At 65.7% G+C, this 18,523-nt stretch carries 13 protein-coding genes; 9 read left to right on the forward strand and 4 right to left on the reverse strand.

Going from position 1 to position 18,523, the window contains the following annotated elements; all coding sequences use genetic code 11:
* Positions 1 to 99: 99 nt before the first annotated feature.
* Together BH683_RS21860 and eccCa are read right to left on the reverse strand one after the other, a co-directional pair.
* Positions 100 to 1,311: a type VII secretion-associated protein gene (locus tag BH683_RS21860; RefSeq protein ID WP_084838383.1), complete on the reverse strand. Its 1,212-nt coding sequence runs from the start codon at positions 1,309 to 1,311 to the stop codon at positions 100 to 102.
* The gene (gene eccCa / locus BH683_RS21865; RefSeq protein WP_246833518.1) at positions 1,308 to 5,315 is read right to left on the reverse strand and encodes a type VII secretion protein EccCa; all 4,008 of its coding nucleotides are present in this window, start codon (positions 5,313 to 5,315) and stop codon (positions 1,308 to 1,310) included. The genes BH683_RS21860 and eccCa overlap by 4 nt, the downstream gene beginning before the upstream one ends.
* A gap of 236 nt (positions 5,316 to 5,551) precedes the next feature.
* Between eccCa and eccD the strand changes: the two genes are divergently transcribed.
* Both eccD and mycP read left to right on the forward strand, forming a co-directional pair.
* Positions 5,552 to 7,036, forward strand: a complete 1,485-nt coding sequence (eccD, locus tag BH683_RS21870; protein WP_084838384.1) for a type VII secretion integral membrane protein EccD — start codon at positions 5,552 to 5,554, stop codon at positions 7,034 to 7,036.
* Positions 7,036 to 8,478, forward strand: a complete 1,443-nt coding sequence (mycP, locus tag BH683_RS21875; protein WP_084838385.1) for a type VII secretion-associated serine protease mycosin — start codon at positions 7,036 to 7,038, stop codon at positions 8,476 to 8,478. The genes eccD and mycP overlap by 1 nt, the downstream gene beginning before the upstream one ends.
* Positions 8,479 to 8,500: 22 nt before the next feature.
* Here the strand turns inward: mycP and BH683_RS21880 are convergent, their stop codons facing one another.
* Positions 8,501 to 8,914: a TIGR03667 family PPOX class F420-dependent oxidoreductase gene (locus BH683_RS21880; RefSeq protein WP_084838452.1), complete on the reverse strand. Its 414-nt coding sequence runs from the start codon at positions 8,912 to 8,914 to the stop codon at positions 8,501 to 8,503.
* Between the two features lie 107 nt (positions 8,915 to 9,021).
* Positions 9,022 to 9,990 (reverse strand): 4-hydroxy-3-methylbut-2-enyl diphosphate reductase, encoded by a 969-nt coding sequence (locus BH683_RS21885; protein ID WP_084838386.1) that lies wholly within the window; start codon positions 9,988 to 9,990, stop codon positions 9,022 to 9,024.
* A 69-nt stretch (positions 9,991 to 10,059) separates the two neighbouring features.
* On the opposite strand from BH683_RS21885, the gene BH683_RS21890 reads away from it, so the two are divergent.
* The 7 genes from BH683_RS21890 (at position 10,060) to BH683_RS21920 (ending at position 18,510) form a co-directional block, all read left to right on the forward strand.
* A complete protein-coding gene (locus tag BH683_RS21890; RefSeq protein WP_084838387.1) occupies positions 10,060 to 10,704 on the forward strand; it encodes a lipid droplet-associated protein in 645 nt (214 codons plus the stop codon).
* 9 nt (positions 10,705 to 10,713) lie between these two features.
* On the forward strand, positions 10,714 to 11,958 hold the full coding sequence (xseA, locus tag BH683_RS21895; RefSeq protein WP_084838388.1) for an exodeoxyribonuclease VII large subunit: 1,245 nt from the start codon (positions 10,714 to 10,716) through the stop codon (positions 11,956 to 11,958).
* 100 nt (positions 11,959 to 12,058) lie between these two features.
* Positions 12,059 to 12,334 carry an exodeoxyribonuclease VII small subunit gene (locus BH683_RS21900; RefSeq protein ID WP_084838389.1) on the forward strand — a complete coding sequence of 92 codons (276 nt, stop codon included), beginning with the start codon at positions 12,059 to 12,061 and terminating at the stop codon, positions 12,332 to 12,334.
* A gap of 72 nt (positions 12,335 to 12,406) precedes the next feature.
* Complete coding sequence (locus BH683_RS21905) at positions 12,407 to 13,009, forward strand: DUF4245 domain-containing protein (protein ID WP_084838390.1); 603 nt, start codon at positions 12,407 to 12,409, stop codon at positions 13,007 to 13,009.
* A gap of 71 nt (positions 13,010 to 13,080) precedes the next feature.
* Entirely contained in the window at positions 13,081 to 15,333 is a 2,253-nt protein-coding gene (locus BH683_RS21910) for an MMPL family transporter (protein ID WP_084838391.1), read from the forward strand.
* A 107-nt stretch (positions 15,334 to 15,440) separates the two neighbouring features.
* Positions 15,441 to 16,613: a helix-turn-helix domain-containing protein gene (locus BH683_RS21915; protein WP_168187097.1), complete on the forward strand. Its 1,173-nt coding sequence runs from the start codon at positions 15,441 to 15,443 to the stop codon at positions 16,611 to 16,613.
* Between the two features lie 85 nt (positions 16,614 to 16,698).
* The gene (locus BH683_RS21920; protein ID WP_084838393.1) at positions 16,699 to 18,510 is read left to right on the forward strand and encodes an NAD(P)/FAD-dependent oxidoreductase; all 1,812 of its coding nucleotides are present in this window, start codon (positions 16,699 to 16,701) and stop codon (positions 18,508 to 18,510) included.
* The last annotated feature ends 13 nt before the right edge of the window (positions 18,511 to 18,523 follow it).

The following is an 18,523-nucleotide window of genomic DNA, read 5'->3' on the forward strand; positions in this document are numbered from 1 at the left end:
TACACCGATTTCAGGCGGTCGCGTACCAACCGACAACAGTACCGGCCAGGCACACAGCGGGTCAAAACGCCCACGACCTGCAGTGCCGGGGCATGGGGTTCATCGATCACCGATACGCACCGAACCGACCGCCATCATGCACTGCTCGTCGATCGAGTCGCCCGCCGATCCGGCCTGACAACCGACGCTGACCTGCAGTCCGGCCGCGACGACGAGGTACCAGCGGATGGCTCCGCCGGAGACCGGCACCTCGCGGTAACTGATGACCTCCCGCCCCGCGTAGCGGGTGCTGGCCGAGAACTCCTGCACCACGTCGTCGCCGCGTTGGTCGATACGGTTGCGTAGGCTGCCTGCCACCGACGACAGCGTCGAGGTGCTGCGGACCGCGTTCTGGAGCAATATGATGCGCCGATCATCCTGCGGGGCTGCGAAAGTTGTGCGCGATACGACGCCCTCGGCGGCCGGTTCGCTGCTCTGTCGCCAATCCCCCGGCACCGCGAGCGACACGCGGCCGACCTGCGCTTGCCGATCGACCACCGGCGCCTGGGGCTGGGGTCCGTCTCGCACGATGACGACGGCGACCGCCACGGCAAAAGCGACGACGGCGATCAGTACTGCGGCCACCAGCAACGGTCGGCGACGGGACCCGCCCGCAGATTGCGGTGGTCCGACGTTCGTGATGGGAGCCGGCGCTGCGGCGGCGCCCCCGTACCGCTGGACCAGGGCGCGGCGCACGCACGCCACGCGGCCGACAACGGTCTCGTGCTCGACACGAGAGCGGACGGATTCGACCGAACCGGGTTCGGCACCGTCGACGAGGATCGCCTCCACCCCGTTGTCTGCCAGTTCTGCCACCAGTTCGGCGTAGGTCTGATCGGTGGCGACAGTTGTCGACGCGATCTGCCAGTCGCCACCCGCGCGCCGGACCTCGTGGATGTCGATGCGGCCGGCAACCTCGATGACGAGAGCCCGCTGAGCGGTGGCGTCCAGATGCGAGCGCGCGATGACCACGGCACGCGGGACGAGCTCCACCTCGCGGCCCACCACCGTGGCGGCGTGCAGCAACACGGATGTTCGCGGGGTCCCCCACGTGCTGGGGTGCGCGACGGTGACGTCATCGATACCGGCCAGCGCCCGGTCGAACAGCTGCCTCCACGCCTGTACCGAATGCAACCGCTCACCGTCGACGACGACCGTCGACGCATTGATCGCGGCCACCAGGGCGCCAACCTGTTGCCGCGGACGTCCGCCGACCTCCAGATGGTCGTAGGCCACGTCGGCCACCGCGGCGCGCATCGATGGCGCGTTCACAGCGGCGACATGTGAGCGACCTGGATCATCTCCCGCGGACGCGAACGTGACACCAACTCGCCGCGTCCCGGGACCAGCTTCTGCAGGCGGACCCTGCCGAGCAGATACCCCTCATCCCGGTCTCCGCTCATCAGGAGACCATCACAGGAGAGATCCTTGAGTCGGCCGATGATCGGGTCGAACAGTGCCCGCCCTGCGCCCCCCGACCGACGCGCGACGATGAGATGCAGGCCGATGTCGCGGGCCTGTGCCAAGAGATCGAGCAACGGCGCCAAGGGGTTCCCGCTTCCCGTGGCCACCATGTCGTAGTCGTCGACCACGATGTAGACGTCCGGACCCGACCACCATCTGCGCTCGCGGAGTTGTTGCTGGGTGACGTCCGGGCCCGGCAGTCGTGCAGTGAAATACGCTGCGAGCTCGTTGACCATCGGCGTCAGGGTCTGGGCGGACGTGGCATATCCCGCCAGGTGGTCGGTCTCGATGACACCGAGCATCGTGCGCCGATAGTCGACGAGGACAACCTTTGTCTCGGTCGGAGAGGAGTTCTCGATCAGTCCGGCGACGATGTTGCGGAGCAGGTTCGTCTTGCCGTGCTCCACGTCGGCGAACACCAGGAAGTGAGGCTGGGTCCGGAAGTCGAGGATCACCGGCGCGAGTTCGGCCTCACCGACACCGATCGCGACCTCCCCCGGCGCCAGGGTGATGTCGGCATCGCGAAGGCGCGCCTGCACCTCGGACCTTTCGAGATGGGAGGTCAACTTGCGGACGGGCATCGCCGCACGCCCGGGATACAGGGCCGAGATCGTCGCGACCGCGCTCCCCAGTGCGGCACCGAGGGTGTCGAGACCTGTCTCCGAGTCGGTTCGGGGCAGTGCGACGAGCATGTGTAACTGCTGCGCCGTGAGACCCCGACCGGGACGGCCTTCGGGTACCAGACCCGCGACCTTGCGACCCATCTCCGAATCGAGCGGATCCCCCAGCCGCAGCTCGAGTCTGCTTCCGATCAGATCCTTGATCGCGGGGCGGACCTCGGCCCAGCGCGCCGCCGTGAGTATGACGTGGACACCATACGAAAGGCCCTGCGCCACGATCGTGTTGATCTGGGACTCCAGGAACTCGAACTCGCCACGGATCACCGCGTAACCGTCGACCACGAGAAAGAGATCACCGAACACATCGTCGGCGAGAACGGAATCGCCGGACCGGCGGCGCGACCGGAAGTCACGCATGGACTCGATACCCGCGTCGGCGAAACGCAACTCGCGCGATCGGATCAGAGTAGTGACCTCCGCCACCGTCCGTCGCACGGCATCCATGTCGGATCGGCCCGCCACGGATCCGACGTGCGGTAGTCCGGCGATCCCGGCCAGGCTGCCGCCGCCGAAATCGAGGCAGTAGAACTGAACCTGTTCCGGCGTGTGGGTGGCCGCGGCACCGAGGATCAGGGTCCGCACTGCGTTCGACTTGCCCGATTGGGGTCCGCCGACGATGGCGACGTTGCCCCTCGACCCGGAGACGTCCACGGTCAGGATGTCGCGACGCTGGTCGTAGGGTCGGTCGACGATACCCAACGGGAACTCGAGGCGACCGTCCTGCGGACGACGCCAATGCGGCACCAGCATGTCGATCGTCGGAGGCTGATCAAGTGGGGGCAACCACACCTCGTGCGCGGCGGGACCTTGCCCGGTCATGCGGCCCAACACGGTGTCGAGCAGGGTCCGCACTGCGGGTCCGGCGACGGGCGCGGGGTCGGGTGCCGGCTCGAGTGAGACCGCAATCTCTGATTCGACAACCGGATCCACGGGGATGCGGTCGGCGGTGAACATCTTCAGCCGGCCGGCCCTCGCCATCGAGGGGAGCAATTCGAGTCCGAGCGCAGTCGGCGGAGTGTAGGGACCCGAGACGTAACACGTGTTGAACCTGATGGGTTCTGCAGAATCGCACTTGAGGTATCCCGAGCCCGGGACATTCGGCAGATGGTAGGCGTCCGGCACACCGAGCACCGAACGGGACTCGTTGGCGGAGAACGTCTTCAGGCCGATGCGATACGACAGATGACTGTCGAGCCCGCGCATCTTTCCCTCTTCGAGTCGTTGCGAGGCGAGTAGCAGATGAATGTGCAGGGACCGACCCAGCCGACCGATTGCGACGAAGAGATCGGCGAAGTCCGGCTTCTGCGCCAGCAATTCGGAGAACTCATCGACCACGATGAACAGCGCGGGCAGCGGTTCGAGCGGTGCACCCGACGCACGGGCCCGCTCGTAGTCGCCGACGTTTGCGAAATTGCCGGCCGCTCGCAGCACCTCCTGCCGCCGATTCATCTCGCCGGAGAGCGCGTCGCGCATGCGGTCGACCATCGACAGCTCTTCTTCAAGGTTCGTGATGACCGCCGCCACGTGCGGTGCCGATTCGAGACCCAAAAAGGTTGCGCCGCCTTTGAAGTCGACGAGCACCAGGTTCAGCGCCTCCGGCGAATGTGAGGCGAGCATCGACAGCACCAGGGTCCGGAGGAACTCCGACTTGCCCGAACCGGTGGCACCGATGCACAGACCGTGTGGCCCCATCCCGCCTTCGGCGGCTTCCTTGATGTCGATCTCCACCGGGGTACCACTGGCCGAATAGCCGATGGGTACCCGCAGCCGCATCCGGGCGCTGCGCGGCGCCCACGCGGAGTGCGGATCGAGCCGCGTCGCATCGGCGATGCCGAGCAGGTTCATCAAACCCGGATCCGAAGGGGCGGCCTCCTGTTCGAGGTTCACCAACTGGGCCGCGGTGGCGAGACGGTAACGGGCCATCGCCCTGGCGAATGCCTCGGCCTCAGCGATCCCGAGAGAGTCCATGTCGGCGAACTCTTCGACCCCGAAAGCGCTACGCGCCCCGATCTTTCCCTCTCCCACCACCAGCTGCAGTCCTCGACGCACAGCCAATCCGTCGGTGGGTGCGGAGAGGTCGAGAATGCACACCGCTTCCATGCCGGCGTCGCCGACGATGCGTTCGTCACCCGAGACGAATCCATCATCGATCACCACGACGAGCTGCGCCCGAGCTGCACTCGGAGGGGCCGAGCGTGAGAACCGGCCTCGCTCGAGCAGGTCCACGGCTAGGTCGTCCTCGAGGTCGGCCAATGATCGGTACACCATCCGGGCCGAACCCATACCGTCCCGCTCATACGGATGCTGGAAATGTGGCAGCCACTTGCACCAATCCCAGGCCTCTGCGCCGGGGTCTGCTGTGACCACTGCGATCAGCAACTGGTCGGGCCCGTGAAAAGCACAGAGCTCCAGCACCATCGACCGTGCGAGCTGCCGGGTCTCTTGGCGTGCCCCTTCGATGTTGATCGCCGGGAACCCCCTCAGGGACACTGCGGTGGGCAACCCGTGGACCACCGAGTGGGTCCGGACGAACCGACGCAGCGCCACCGCAGACACCGGTTCGATGTCCTCGAGCGGCCCGGTCTCCGGTGGCATCAGGCGCGTTGCGAGCCGCTGCGACCCGACCCCGACACGGACGTGGCCGAAGTCGCTGTCACCGCGTCGCCGCTCCCACATGCGTCGTCCGCCCACCACCGCCAGCAATGCGGCCGGTTCGGGGTGACTCCATTCGAGCGCGTCGCGCTGCGCGGCGCCGGTCTCGTGCACCTCGTCACGGACCTGGCACAGGTAGCGGAAGTAGTCTTTGCGCTCTTCGTTCAACTCGGCCGCGCGTTTGCCCCCGCCTCGGTTCCCGGCGCCTGCGTACATGCCGAACATCGACATGAGCATCATCATCGGGAACATCATGAACAACGGGTTCGACAGCATGTTGCGTCCGCCGGTCACGAACATCATCGAGATCATGCCGACCACGGCGCACACCATCACCACGGGCATCATCTTCATCAGCAGGCTGCCGGGCACCACCCGAGGCACATCCGGCGGCACCTGGATGTTCACCTCACCCCCGGGCGCACGCGGCACCGGGACCCGTGCTCGCCGCACGAATCCCTCGGTCGTCCCTGTCGTCACCGAAACATCATGGTTGTACGAACCCCACCCCTGAACGAAATGAATCCCCTGGCCGCACATCATCCACCATGGAGCGGTGCGGGGCACCCTGAAGGTGCCGTTTATCCACAGGAGACGAAGCGGAGCGGAGCTCGACCAGAACGACAGGAGATGGCGGAACATCGGCTCTCGTCGTCGTGTGTCCGTGGGATTCGCTATTGTTTCGAAATCTGGTGGGGATCTCTTGGGGGGGAATCATGACCGCTGCTGACCTTTTGGCGGAGTTGGACGCCGCTGCCGCTACCGAACCTGCGCTGGCGCGGGTGTCGGTCATCGGTGGCACGACGCAGTTCGATGTCGGGTTACCGGCCGCGGTGCCGGTTGCAGCCCTGATCCCGGACCTGGTGTCACTGATCAGTTCGCGGACACCGAATGTCGAGGACGCCGAGGCCCGACCGGTGCCCATCCGGGATCATTGGACGCTGGCGCGGGTTGGCCGCGAGCCCATCGCGCCCGGTCGGACATTGTCCGAGGCCGGCGTGCGGGACGGGGATCTGCTGATCTTGCGCTCGGTGCCCGCACGGGAGAGCGCGGTGCTCTTCGACGATGTGATCGACGCCGTCGCGCGACTCGGCGAGGCCCAGTTCGCGAGTTGGAGTGCGTTCGCCGCCCGGGTGATGGGCTATGTGGTCGCCGTCGCGGCGTCTGTCCTGTTCGCACTGGCATTGTTGCGCGAGCGAAGTGAGCACGAGAGTTGGTGGCCACCGGTCATCGCGGTGCTCATGACCCTCGCTTACGTGGTCGCCGGAGCCGTGATCGGTCGGTACTACCTCGACGGCACCACAGCTGCGATCAGCTCGCTGTGTGCGGTCCCCTGCGCCCTTGCGACGGGAATGATGCTGCCGCCAGGCCCCTTCGGGGCGCCTCACCTCACACTGGCGTGCGCGGTCGCAGTGGTCGTCGCCGCGATGTCGTACCGGATCTCGACCGCCGGGCCCCTCGTGCACGCCGCGGTGATCACGGCCGCCTTGTTCGGCGCAGGCGCGGGCGCGGTACAGATGCTGTGGTCACCGGACCACGCGGGAACGGGTGCGCTGCTGTGCGCAGTCGCGATCCTCGCCATTTCCTTCGCGTCGCGGATCACCATTCTGTTGGCGCGACTACCGCTGCCGCCGGTGCCCACGGCAGGCGCCGCGATCGATCCCGCAGACTCCGCGCCGCGTCCGGCGATCGAGGGCATCGGAGCCATCGGGGCCATGGCACTTCCCTCCGCGGCCGCACTCGAACAGCGCACGCGAACAGCCGGCCGATATCTGACCGGGCTCATCATCGGCACCGCTACGGCCGCCGTGGCCGGAATCGCGCTCGTCGCATACCCGGCCCCCGAATTCAGCTGGCGCGGCACGCTGTTCGCGACGATCATCGCGATCGTGCTCTGCCTGCGGGGCCGGTCTCACACCGACCTCGCGCAGGCGTCGGTGCTCATCGGAGCCGGCTCGTTCGGATGGGCCGTGGTCTGCGTCGAGGTGGCTTTCGGACCCGGCGACCACACCGTGTTGGCCGCAGTCGCCCTCGGTGGGACCGCGATGGTCGCGCTGGTGTGCGGTGTACTCGCACCACACTCGGACTTTTCACCTGTGATGCGCCGGATGGTCGAGATCTTCGAGTATCTGCTGATCGCGGCGATCGTCCCGCTGTTGTTCTGGATCCTCGACCTCTATGCAGCAGTCCGCGACCTGTGATGCGTCGGCACCACGCCGGCGCCCGGGCAGGATCGACGCGTTCACGCATCGTCCGGGCGTCTGTGGTCGTCGCGACCGCAGCACTGACTGCGCTTCCCGCGCTACCGGCGGCCGCGATCCCGCCACCGGCTGTCGACATCGCTGCGCTGGTTCGCGACGCACCTGTCGCACCGCCTGAGCCCACAGAGCAGAAAATGCTGTGTGCCAAGCCCGTTCTGTCGCCAGGCACGGACATCACCGAACCGTCCGCCGCGCAGGCGATGATGCGACTGCCCGAGGCGTGGCGTTTCAGCCGCGGCGGCGGTCAGCGGGTGGCGGTCATCGACACGGGCGTGACCCGCCATCCGCGTTTACCACGTATCACTGCAGGTGGTGACTACGTCTCACGCTCCGATGGGACCGACGACTGCGACGGACACGGGACGCTGGTCGCCGGCATCATCGGCGCTCAGCCGGCGCCGGGCGACGCCTTCGCCGGAGTGGCACCCGAGTCTTCGATCATCGCCATCAGGCAGTCCAGCGCCGCCTTCGAACCGAAGGACCGTAAACGCGCCGCAGACTCCGGCGACAATCCCAGCGTCGGAACCGGTTTCGGGACGGTGCAGACGCTCGCGTACGCAATCGTGCGTGCGGTCGGACTGGGAGCCACAGTCATCAACATCTCTGAGGTCGCCTGCGGACCGTCGGGGTCGAATCTGTTCGACAAACAACTCGGGGCCGCGGTGAAGTACGCCTTCGACCGCAATGTCGTCGTCGTTGCCGCCGCGGGTAACCTGATCGCCAATTCTCAGTGCTCGCAACAGAATCCATCCCCGAATCCCGCCGACCCGGGTCTGGACGGCTGGGACACGGTCACCACGATCGCGAGTCCGGCCTGGTACACGCCCTACGTACTGAGTGTGGCCGCGGTCGAGTCCGAAGGCGGTTCGCCCGCGGAGTTCAGCCTGGCCGGGCCCTGGGTCGGAGTCGCCGCTCCGGGTACCTCGATCCTGAGTCTCGACAGCACCCGGGGCTCGAACCGGTTGGTCAACGCCCAGGAGGGCGAGCAGGGTCTGGTCAGTGTCGACGGGACCAGCTTCGCCGCCCCGTACGTTTCCGGCGTGGTAGCGCTCGTCCGTGCGAAGTTTCCAGAACTCGACGCGGCGGAGGTCATCGAGCGGATAACCCGCACCGCTCATGCCCCGGGCACGGGCCGGGACAACACAGTGGGCCACGGCGTGATCGACCCGGTGGCCGCGCTCACCTACGAGATCTCGGATACCGAGACGGATTGGACAGTGCCGCAAGCAATCTCGGCTCCCGCTGTGCCACCGGCCGCCGACCACCGACCGCAGGCCATCGCAGTGATCGGCGTCGGGGTGTGCGCGGTAGTGCTTGCGGCAGGATGGGCGGTGTCGATGCCGGCACGGCGCTTGCGCAGACTGGATCCGGAGGAGTACTGATCGGCGGACCTGATTCGATCGATCACCAACCCCGGACGCGTTGGGGGGTGACCCGGATCAACGTCGAGTATTCGGCACGGAACTTTTCCGGGGTGTAGTCCATACCGGACATCGCCTCCCGGTACTTATCCACATACGCATCCCATTCAGCACCCGTCGGGCCGGCCGGGTCTTCGGCGGCGTCACCGGTGAACACCGCCACGTCTCCACCTCCGCTGGTGCAGTTGAAGTTGACCGCCACCCCGCCGCGCCCGATGTTCGTGAGCTTGGGCGTCCGGGGTTCGCTGAAGATCAGAATCTGCTCCGCAGACCACAGGAACCACACCGGGGTCGGAACCGGTGTCTGTGAAGCGTTGATGGTGGTGAGCCACACGATGTCCTCGGAGTCGAGACGCTCACGTTGTCGCGGGGTCAGTGCCAGAGCTGAAGGTGTCATGTTCGTCACAACGCCGCCGACGCGGGTGATTCTTCCGCATCGTCCACCCGAATTTGCACCGCCCACCGGTGATCACCGGTGGGCGGTGCAAAAACGGGTGGGTGCGCCTACTTGGCGCGCGCCGGACGCAACTCGCGCGGCAACGCGAACGTCAACGTCTCCTCGGCGGTGGTCACCTTCTCGACTCCGTCGAAGCCGTTCGCCTGCAGGACCTCGAGCACACCGCGCACCAGGACCTCGGGCACCGAGGCACCGGAGGTGACACCGACGGTCTGCACACCCTCGAGCCAGGCGAGATCCATTTCCCGTGCGTAGTCGATGAGATACGAGGCCTTCGCGCCGGCCTGGAGGGCGACCTCGACCAGCCGGACCGAGTTCGAGGAGTTCTGCGAACCGACCACGATCACGAGGTCACACTTGGGAGCCATGGCCTTGACCGCAACCTGGCGGTTTTGGGTGGCGTAACAGATGTCGTCGCTGGGCGGATCGTTGAGCAGCGGAAACTTCTCGCGGAGACGCGTGACGGTCTGCATGGTCTCGTCGACGGACAGGGTGGTCTGCGACAGCCAGATCACCTTCGACTCGTCGCGAACGGTGACGCCGTCGACGCTCTCCGGACCGTCGACGAGCTGCACGTGCTCAGGCGCCTCGCCTGCGGTGCCCTCGACCTCTTCGTGGCCCTCGTGACCGATGAGCAGGATGTCGTAGTCGTCGCGTGCGAATCGCTTCGCCTCCTGGTGGACCTTGGTGACCAAGGGGCAGGTGGCATCGATGGTGCGCAGATTACGACTGGCAGCGGAGTCGTGGACCGCCGGGGACACGCCGTGGGCGGAAAAAACCACCAGGGCACCCTCGGGCACCTCATCGGTCTCGTCGACGAAGACCGCACCGCGATCCGTCAGTGTCTCCACGACATGGCGGTTGTGCACGATCTCTTTGCGCACATACACCGGAGCACCATGCTTCTCCAGGGCTTTCTCCACAGTTTCCACTGCCCGGTCGACGCCGGCGCAGTAACCGCGCGGCTCTGCGAGCAGGATTGTCTTGCCCGATGGGCTGTTCTCGGCCGAACTCATGGTGTTCAGCCTACGGGCAATACGACCCTACTGGTGGTCACCACCGGTGGCATGAGGCACAGTATTGGAATGATTCGACCACCTTATGCCGCCAGGGTCGCCGCCGGGGTAGTTGTAACCGTGCTGGAAGAGACGCGAAAACTGCCCACCACTGCCATCACTTTGCCGATGAGTGCGGTCAGTCAGACGCTGCAGGCGGTCATGCGATTTCAGCAGGGCATCGCCGAGATGGCGATCAAGGGGGACGACATCTTCGAATCCCTGCTCGGCCGCGCAGAAGAGGAGCCCGAGTGGGCGACTTTCGATGAGGACGACGACGCCGAGGACATCGACGACAGCGCACCTACCGTTTCCGCCGCACCGATCACACCGGCGACGACCACGGTGACACCGGCGGACGAGAAGCCCGAGACCGCCGACGACGACCCCGAGGCCACCGCTGCACCCGCAGGCACCGGGCGATTCGCGCTGTACAGCTCGACACCGGATATCGAGAAGGACACCCCTGCCGGCGCGCGTCGATCGGCTAAGAATGCTCCGGAAATCGTCGTGATGCTCGATTACGACACACTCACCCTTGCGCAGCTGCGGGCGAAACTGCGCGGCGTCGGACTCCCAGAGCTCAAGGAACTGGCCGACTACGAGAAGGGCAATCGTGCGCGGGCGCCGTTCCTCACCATGCTCGACAACCGCGTGACGGCTGCGAGCAAGTAGCCTGCACGCGTGAGCAATACGCCCGAATCAGCGTGGCCGGTTCGCACCATCAACACGAAGATCGCCGAGTGGCTCCACAAGCTCGGGCAGGTCTGGGTCGAGGGTCAGCTGACCCAGATCAATCGCCGTCCCGGAACCCGGACGGCATTCCTGACGCTGCGCGACCCGGCTGCCGACATCTCGATCCAGGTCACCTGCAGCCCTGACCTGTTGACCCGCGCGCAAGTCCCCCTCACGGAGGGCGCGCGCGTGGTGATGCTCGGTCGGCCGGTGTTCTACACCGGACGTGGGACCGTGTCACTGCGGGTCACCGAGATCCGCCCGGTCGGCATCGGTGAACTCCTTGCACGCATCGAGCGTCTGCGTCGATTACTCGCCGCCGAGGGATTGTTCGACACGGCCCGCAAACGGCCGCTGCCGTTCTTGCCCGGGACCGTCGGCCTCATCACCGGTCGCGCCAGCGCCGCCGAACGCGACATCATCTCGGTGGCTCAGTCCCGCTGGCCCGCGGTTCGATTCGAGGTCCGCAATGCGCCGGTCCAGGGGCCGGCGGCGGTCCCGCAAATCCTCGGGCACCTCGCCGAACTGGATGCCGACCCACATGTCGACGTGATCATCCTGGCCCGCGGCGGAGGCAGCGTCGAGGACCTGCTGCCGTTCTCCGACGAGGCGCTGTGTCGTGCTGTCGCCAAGGCGACGACCGCGGTGGTCAGCGCCATCGGACACGAGCCCGACTCCCCGTTGCTCGATCTGGTCGCCGACCTGCGTGCGGCAACACCGACCGACGCGGCCAAGCGGGTGGTCCCGGACGTGATCGCCGAACTCTCCCAGATCAGAGAGCTACGGGCCAGAAGTGCTGGTGCACTTCGAAATTGGGTGACCACACAGGTCCGCGGTCTCGATTCCCTGCGAGGCAGACCGGTATTGGCCCATCCGTATCGGATGGTCGACGACCGGGTCGACGAGATCGAGCGCGCGTCCCGGGACATCCGGCGTGACATCGCCCGCTGCGTCGGGAGCGAGGAACAACGCGTCGACCACCTGGCCGCGCGGCTGGCGACCCTCGGTCCTGCGCAGACCCTGGCCCGCGGGTACGCGGTCGTGCAGCGGGTCCCGGGGGCGGCGAGCAGCAGCGACGAGCAGCCCCATGTGGTGAACTCGGTGCACGACATGCCGATCGGCAGCCAACTGCGGGTCAGGGTCGCCGACGGTGCGACCAGGGCCGCCGTCATGGGCGTGGAAAAGAAGAGCTGAGACCCGCCGCGGTCGCCGTGGACGAACGCGGCGACGTACATCGTCTTCGCCGTAGGCGGACCTGTTTACGATATGAGCCGACGCTTGGAGGAAAGAAAACGTGCCACCGAAGAAGCCGGCAGACGACGACGTCACACCGATCGCCGAACTGGGATACGAAGAAGCGCGGGATGAGCTGATCGTCGTGGTGCGAACCCTCGAGCAGGGCGGCCTCGACCTCGATGCCTCGCTGGAGATGTGGGAACGCGGCGAGGCCCTCTCGCGCCGCTGTGAGGAACATCTCGAAGGTGCGCGCAAACGTATCGAGTCCGTGCTCGGCAGCGACGATCCTGATGGCGACCTCGAGGACGACGAAGACTTCGACGACGAGAACTGATCGCGTCCCGGCGCACCCTCTCCCCGATCCGCGCGTTTATGTGGCTGCGGCACGTGCTGCAATACTCGAAGTGTGGCCGCTAAACCTCGCATCCTGAACAACAACAAGGACATGATCTGGTCGTTGGTCCCCTTGTTGTTGCTGTGCGTGTTCGTGGCGATGGTGTCGGGCAACTGCTCGGTCGGTCTGTCGGGTGGTTCAGGCGACGACAAGGTCCCGGCCTACGACATAGACAGTGGGCTCAGGGCCGACGCCAGGAGCCTCGCCTTCCCCGTCCGACTCCCAGCGACCCCGGCCGACTGGAAGCCGAACAGCGGCACCACGACGGCGCTCGAGAACACCTCGGTGTCGAACTCCGGTTACATCACGACCAACGGTGTGTACATCCAGCTCAGCCAGACCGACGCAACCGAGGACTCCCTGGTGGGCTCACTCGCGGGGGACGAGCGGCTGCTCGGGGCGGGTACCCGTGAGGTCGGCGGGTCGAGGTGGGTCGTATACGCCAAGCCGGATGGCGGGCGAACGGTCTGGGTCACGGACCTGGGCGACGTGCGCATCGGCTTGATGTCGAACAAGGGCAAGGAAGACGACTTCCAGACGCTCGCGACGGCCACCCTGGCCGCCTCCCCTCTGCCGGGCCGCGGCACCGGACCGCAGGTGCTCCCCACCAAGTAGTACTTTCGTCGCTCAATATCCACCTATTGGGTGAGGACTGATGTCCTCAGCTCCCTATAAGCTTCCTCACCATGGCAATGTTCTTGTATCGGCTGGGACGGTTCTCTTTTCGGCACAAGTGGTGGGTGATCGTCAGCTGGTTGCTGCTCGGCGCGCTCGTCATCGCTTTGGTCGCCGCATTCAACCCCAAGTTCTCCAAGGATTTCGAGCTTCCGGGTACCGACTCGGACAAGGCGATGTCGATCATGGAGAAGGACTTCAGCGCGGTCAATGAGCGGCAGATGGAGGCATCGACCAGTGTGCTCATCGCCGCGAGCGACGGGCTGGCGGCGCACACCGCCGACATCGACGGTCTCGTCGCGAAACTGAAGACACTGCCCGACATCTTCGAACCGGAGACCATCGTCAACCCGGTCACCGTGGCCGCTGCCGATCCGGCGATTGCCGCCTCGGTCCTCGGTGACGACGGCAAGGTCGGCCTCATCCAGGTCCAGCAGAACATCAACGTCGAAGACCTCACGATCGACGACAAGGAACAGTTCGAGGACATCATGAAAGAGTTCCGGACCGGTGGACTCGACGTCCGCGGTACGGGTTCACTCATGCAGGTCCAAGAACAGGGTGGAACGGCCGAGATGCTCGGCTTCGTCGTCGCGTTCGTGGTGATGATCATTGCGTTCGCAGCGCTGGTCGCCGCGTTCATCCCGATCATCACCGGCATCTTGGGTGTTCTCATCAGCATCAACCTGGTCACCCTCGGTGCCGGGATCTTCAACATGAACGAGAGTGCGACCGGCATCATCACGATGCTCGGCATCGCGGTCTCCATCGACTACGCGCTGTTCATCGTCTCCAGGTATCGCACCGAGTTGAATCTCGGCGGTTCTCGCGAGGCCGCCGTCGGACGCGCCGTCGGGACAGCAGGTACGGCAGTCGTCTTCGCCGGTCTGACTGTCGTGATCGCCGTGGTCGCGCTGGCCGTCGTCGGAATCCCGTTCGTGTCGCAGATGGGTGCCGGCGCCGGACTCGCAGTTGTCATCGCCGTCCTCGGTGCCATCACGCTGATCCCGGCTCTGCTCGGGGCGTTCGGCAGATTCGCCTTCTCGCCGCGGATCAAGGGACTGCGGCACGGTGACGAGCCCGAGAGCAAGGTGTCCAACGGACAGCGAACCGCGAAGTTCCTCGTCAAGTACCCGCTTCCGGTCGCACTGGTCGGACTGGCATTCCTCGCGATCATCGCGACACCGATGACCAAACTGGAACTGGGACTGTCCTTCTCGTCTGACGCCGAGGTGCCGGCAACCCAACTCCTCAAACGGGGATTCGGTGAAGGTGTCAACGGTCAGTTGCTCGTGGTCCTGAACGAGAAAGAGGGCGGCGACGTCGCCACGGTCGCGACCGAGACGATCGATCACATCAAGACTCTGTCCAACGTCGCGAACCCGGACCAGCTGACCTGGATCGGCAACGGTCCCGATCAGGCGAACCCGCAGGAAGGGGCCACCGCTGCCCTGATCTCGGTGACGCCGCAGCAATCGCCGAGCGGTGAGCAGACCCACGAACTGATGGAACAGATCCGGGACTACTCGTCGACCGCGGAAGCGGACGGGGCGACCCTGAACGTCGGCGGCCAGACGGCGATCATGTCGGACATCTCGGCGAAGCTGAGTTCGGCGCTGATCCCCTATCTGATCCTGGTCGTGGGGCTCGCCTTCATCATCCTGATGGTGGTGTTCCGGTCGATCCTGGTACCGCTGACGGCGACGATCGGATTCATCTTCTCGATCTGCGCGACCTTCGGTGCCACGGTGGCGATCTTCCAGCAGGGGATCTTCGGCCTCATCACCCATACGCAACCGATCATCTCGTTCCTGCCGATCTTCATGATCGGCGTGGTGTTCGGACTCGCGATGGACTACCAGGTCTTCCTCGTGACCCGTATGCGCGAGGAATACGTGCACGGCCTGTCCGCTAAGGAGGCGGTGCTGGTCGGCTACAAACACGGCGCCCGCGTCGTCGCCTCTGCAGCGGTCATCATGATCTCGGTGTTCGCGTCGTTCATGCTGGCGCCCGACACCACCTCGAAGATGATGGGCTTCGCCCTCGCTGCGGCGGTCTTCTTCGACGCTTTCATCATCCGGATGATCGTCGTTCCCGCGCTCCTCGCGCTCATGGGCGACAAAGCGTGGTGGATGCCCGCGTGGCTGGACAAGATCGTGCCCAACGTCGACATCGAGGGTGCCTCGATCCGGGAGATCCCGATCGACGACACCGTCGCGCCCGACGGGAAGCCACTGGCTGCAAAGGCAGACGCCACCAGCTGATCGACTTCTGCACACCACGGACCCCCTCGGTCACGACCGAGGGGGTCCGTGCGTTGTGACGTGCCTCACGTACCATTGCGGAGACCCTTCAAGCTCCGGAGAACCGTGTGCCACCGCTGACCCGACCGTCGAGCGCGCTGCGTATCGATCAGGATCCGAGAGTCCACCTGCGCCATCTGGACTCACTGTTCGAGCAGTGGTCATCGACCGGCGCCGTGCCCACCGGTGTTCGCGAACAGGTTGCCCGGTCCTGGCAACGTCAGCCGGCGACGTATCACGGGGCCGACTATTGCCCGGCCGACGAAGTCGCCCATCGCCGCGCCGCCGATCCACTGCTCAACCACGCGTCGGCCGCTCTGCGAGAACGCCTGCTGACCAGTTGCACCGACACCGCCACCGAACTCGTCCTGTGTGACAGCGACGGGGTGGTGCTGTGGGTCGCCGGTCCGCCGAACGTACGCAAACGATCGGAGAACCTCGGATTCGTGGAGGGCGCGTCGTGGACCGAGAAAGCGGTCGGCACGAACGCACTCGGAACCGCGATGGCCGACCGGGCCCCGGTGCAGATCTTCGGTTCCGAACACTCACACCCGAGCCACCACAGCTGGGTGTGTACCGGTGCCCCGATCATCGATCCTCGCGACGAGTCCGTCCTCGGGGCCATCACGCTGTCGGGCGGTCTGCGCACCGCACACCCCCACACACTGTCGCTGGTCTGCTCGACCCTCGATGCGGTCAACGCCGAACTCCGGACGATCCATCAGGACGGTCTACGCAGTCGCAGCGACGCGGCGTCCGGGTTGCTCGGACCAGCCGGTGCCGATTCCCTGGTGGTCGACGGCAACGGCTGGGTGATCGCCACCCGGGGTATCGCGGTCAGTGACCGGCTCTTCGTCCCCGGCGGTCTGGCGACGGGCACGGTGTGGATTCCCAGCCTCGGACACTTCGACGCCAACCAGGTGGGCGACCTGTGGCAACTGCGGCGCGCCACGCGCAGTGCCACCTCACTCATCCTGCAGGCCGAACCGCCGTGCGCTGTGGTCTCGTTCGACGACCGCGAACAGGCGACACATCCGTTGACGCGCCGGCAGTTCGACCTGCTTCGCATCGTCGCCGCACACCCCACGGGTCTGAGCGCCCGGGAGCTGTCGACGGAGCTCTACGGCGGCGGCGATCACACCGTGACCGTGCGGGCCGAGGTGTCTCGGATCCGGCGCTCACTCGGCCCTCTGTTGGCCCCACGGCCTTACCGGCTGACGGTGCCGTCGATCTGCCGGTAGATCTGCAACTCCCTGCAACCCTTCTCCCAAACCTGAGACCCTTCTACCGTCAGGTGTGATCCACCTCACGCGAAGGAGTTGACCAATGACCACCACCGTCTCACCCACCCAGACGGCACAGGCCTTTCTCACCGACCTCGAGCAGGCGCTCGCGCATGCCCGGCAGACCGGCGAGGTCGGCGCCATCACCGATCTGTTCGTCGACGACTGCTACTGGCGCGATCTGGTGGCACTGAGCTGGAACCTCACCACCGCCGAGGGCAAGGACGACCTCGCCGCGATGCTCACCGCGACCCTGCCGACCTCGGCTCCGAGCAACTTTCAGCTCGAGGGTGAGGCGACGGAAGACGACGGCGTCACCACCGCCTGGTACACCTTCACGACTCCTGTGTTGCGAGGCAAAGGCCTGATGCGTCTACGCGACGGCAAGTGCTGGACGTTCCTGACCTCGGCGCAGGAACTGCTGGAATTCCCGGAGAACAAACGCACCCGCCGCATCAAGGGCGCCGAGCACGGCGTGGTGCCAGGCCGGAAGAACTGGCTCGATCGGCGCGCCGAGCACAAAGAGACCCTCGGCATCACGACCCAGCCGTACACGCTCATCGTCGGTGGCGGGCAAGGTGGCATCGGCCTCGCCGCCCGCCTGCGCCGCCTCGGCGTCTCGACGCTGGTCATCGACAAGCACCCCAAGCCCGGCGATGAGTGGCGCGGACGCTATTACTCTCTGTCCCTTCATGATCCGGTGTGGTACGACCACATGCCGTACCTACCGTTCCCCGACGACTGGCCCGTGTTCACGCCCAAGGACAAGATGGGCGACTGGCTCGAGAGCTACGTCAAGATCATGGAACTCGACTACTGGAGCAGCACCACCTGCCTCGGCGCCACCTTCGACGACACGACCCAGCGGTGGACGGTAGAGGTGGAACGGGACGGGGAAAAGTTGACTCTCACCCCGACCCAGTTGGTGCTCGCCACCGGCATGTCGGGTATCCCGAACATTCCGGACATCCCCGGCGCCGACACGTTCGAAGGCGACCTGGTGCACTCCTCGCAGCACTCCGGTGGCGGCAAGTACGCCGGCAAGAAGGCAGTTGTCCTCGGCGCCAACAACTCCGCGCACGACATCTGCGGCGACTTGTTCGAGAACGGCGCCGACGTCACGATGATCCAGCGGTCGACGACTCACATCGTCAAGTCGGAATCGCTGATGCGCGAGGTCCTGGGACCGCTGTACTCCGAAGAGGCACTCGAGAGCGGCATCGACCACGAGACCGCCGACCTGATCTTCGGATCGATCCCCTACGGCCTGCTCGCCGAGTTCCAGATCCCGGCGTGGAACACCATTCGGGAGCAGGACAAGGAGTTCTACGACAAGCTCGAATCAGCAGGCTTCATGCTCGACTTCGGCGACGACGACTCCGGCCTGTTCCTGAAGTACCTTCGCCGCGGCTCGGGCTACTACATCGACGTCGGTGCGTCCGAACTCATCGCCGACGGCAAGGTGAAGCTCAAGGCACCGGCGCACATCACCGAGATCAAACCGCATTCGGTGGTGTTGTCAGACGGCACGGAACTGGAGGCCGATCTCATCGTGCTGGCCACCGGTTATGGCTCGATGAACGGCTGGGCGGCACAACTGATCTCGCAGGAAGTCGCGGACAAGGTCGGCAAGTGTTGGGGCCTGGGGTCGAATACCACCAAGGACCCGGGACCGTGGGAGGGCGAGCTGCGCAACATGTGGAAGCCCACCGCACAACAGAATTTGTGGTTCCACGGCGGCAACCTCCACCAGTCGCGGCACTACTCGCGGTACCTCTCGCTGCAACTGAAGGCCCGTGAAGCCGGGATGAACGTCAACGTCTACGGCCAGGCACCGGTGCACCACCTGCAATAACGGGCATGAAAGG

The organism is Williamsia sp. 1138 (genome assembly GCF_002095435.2).
Taxonomy (GTDB): domain Bacteria; phylum Actinomycetota; class Actinomycetes; order Mycobacteriales; family Mycobacteriaceae; genus Williamsia.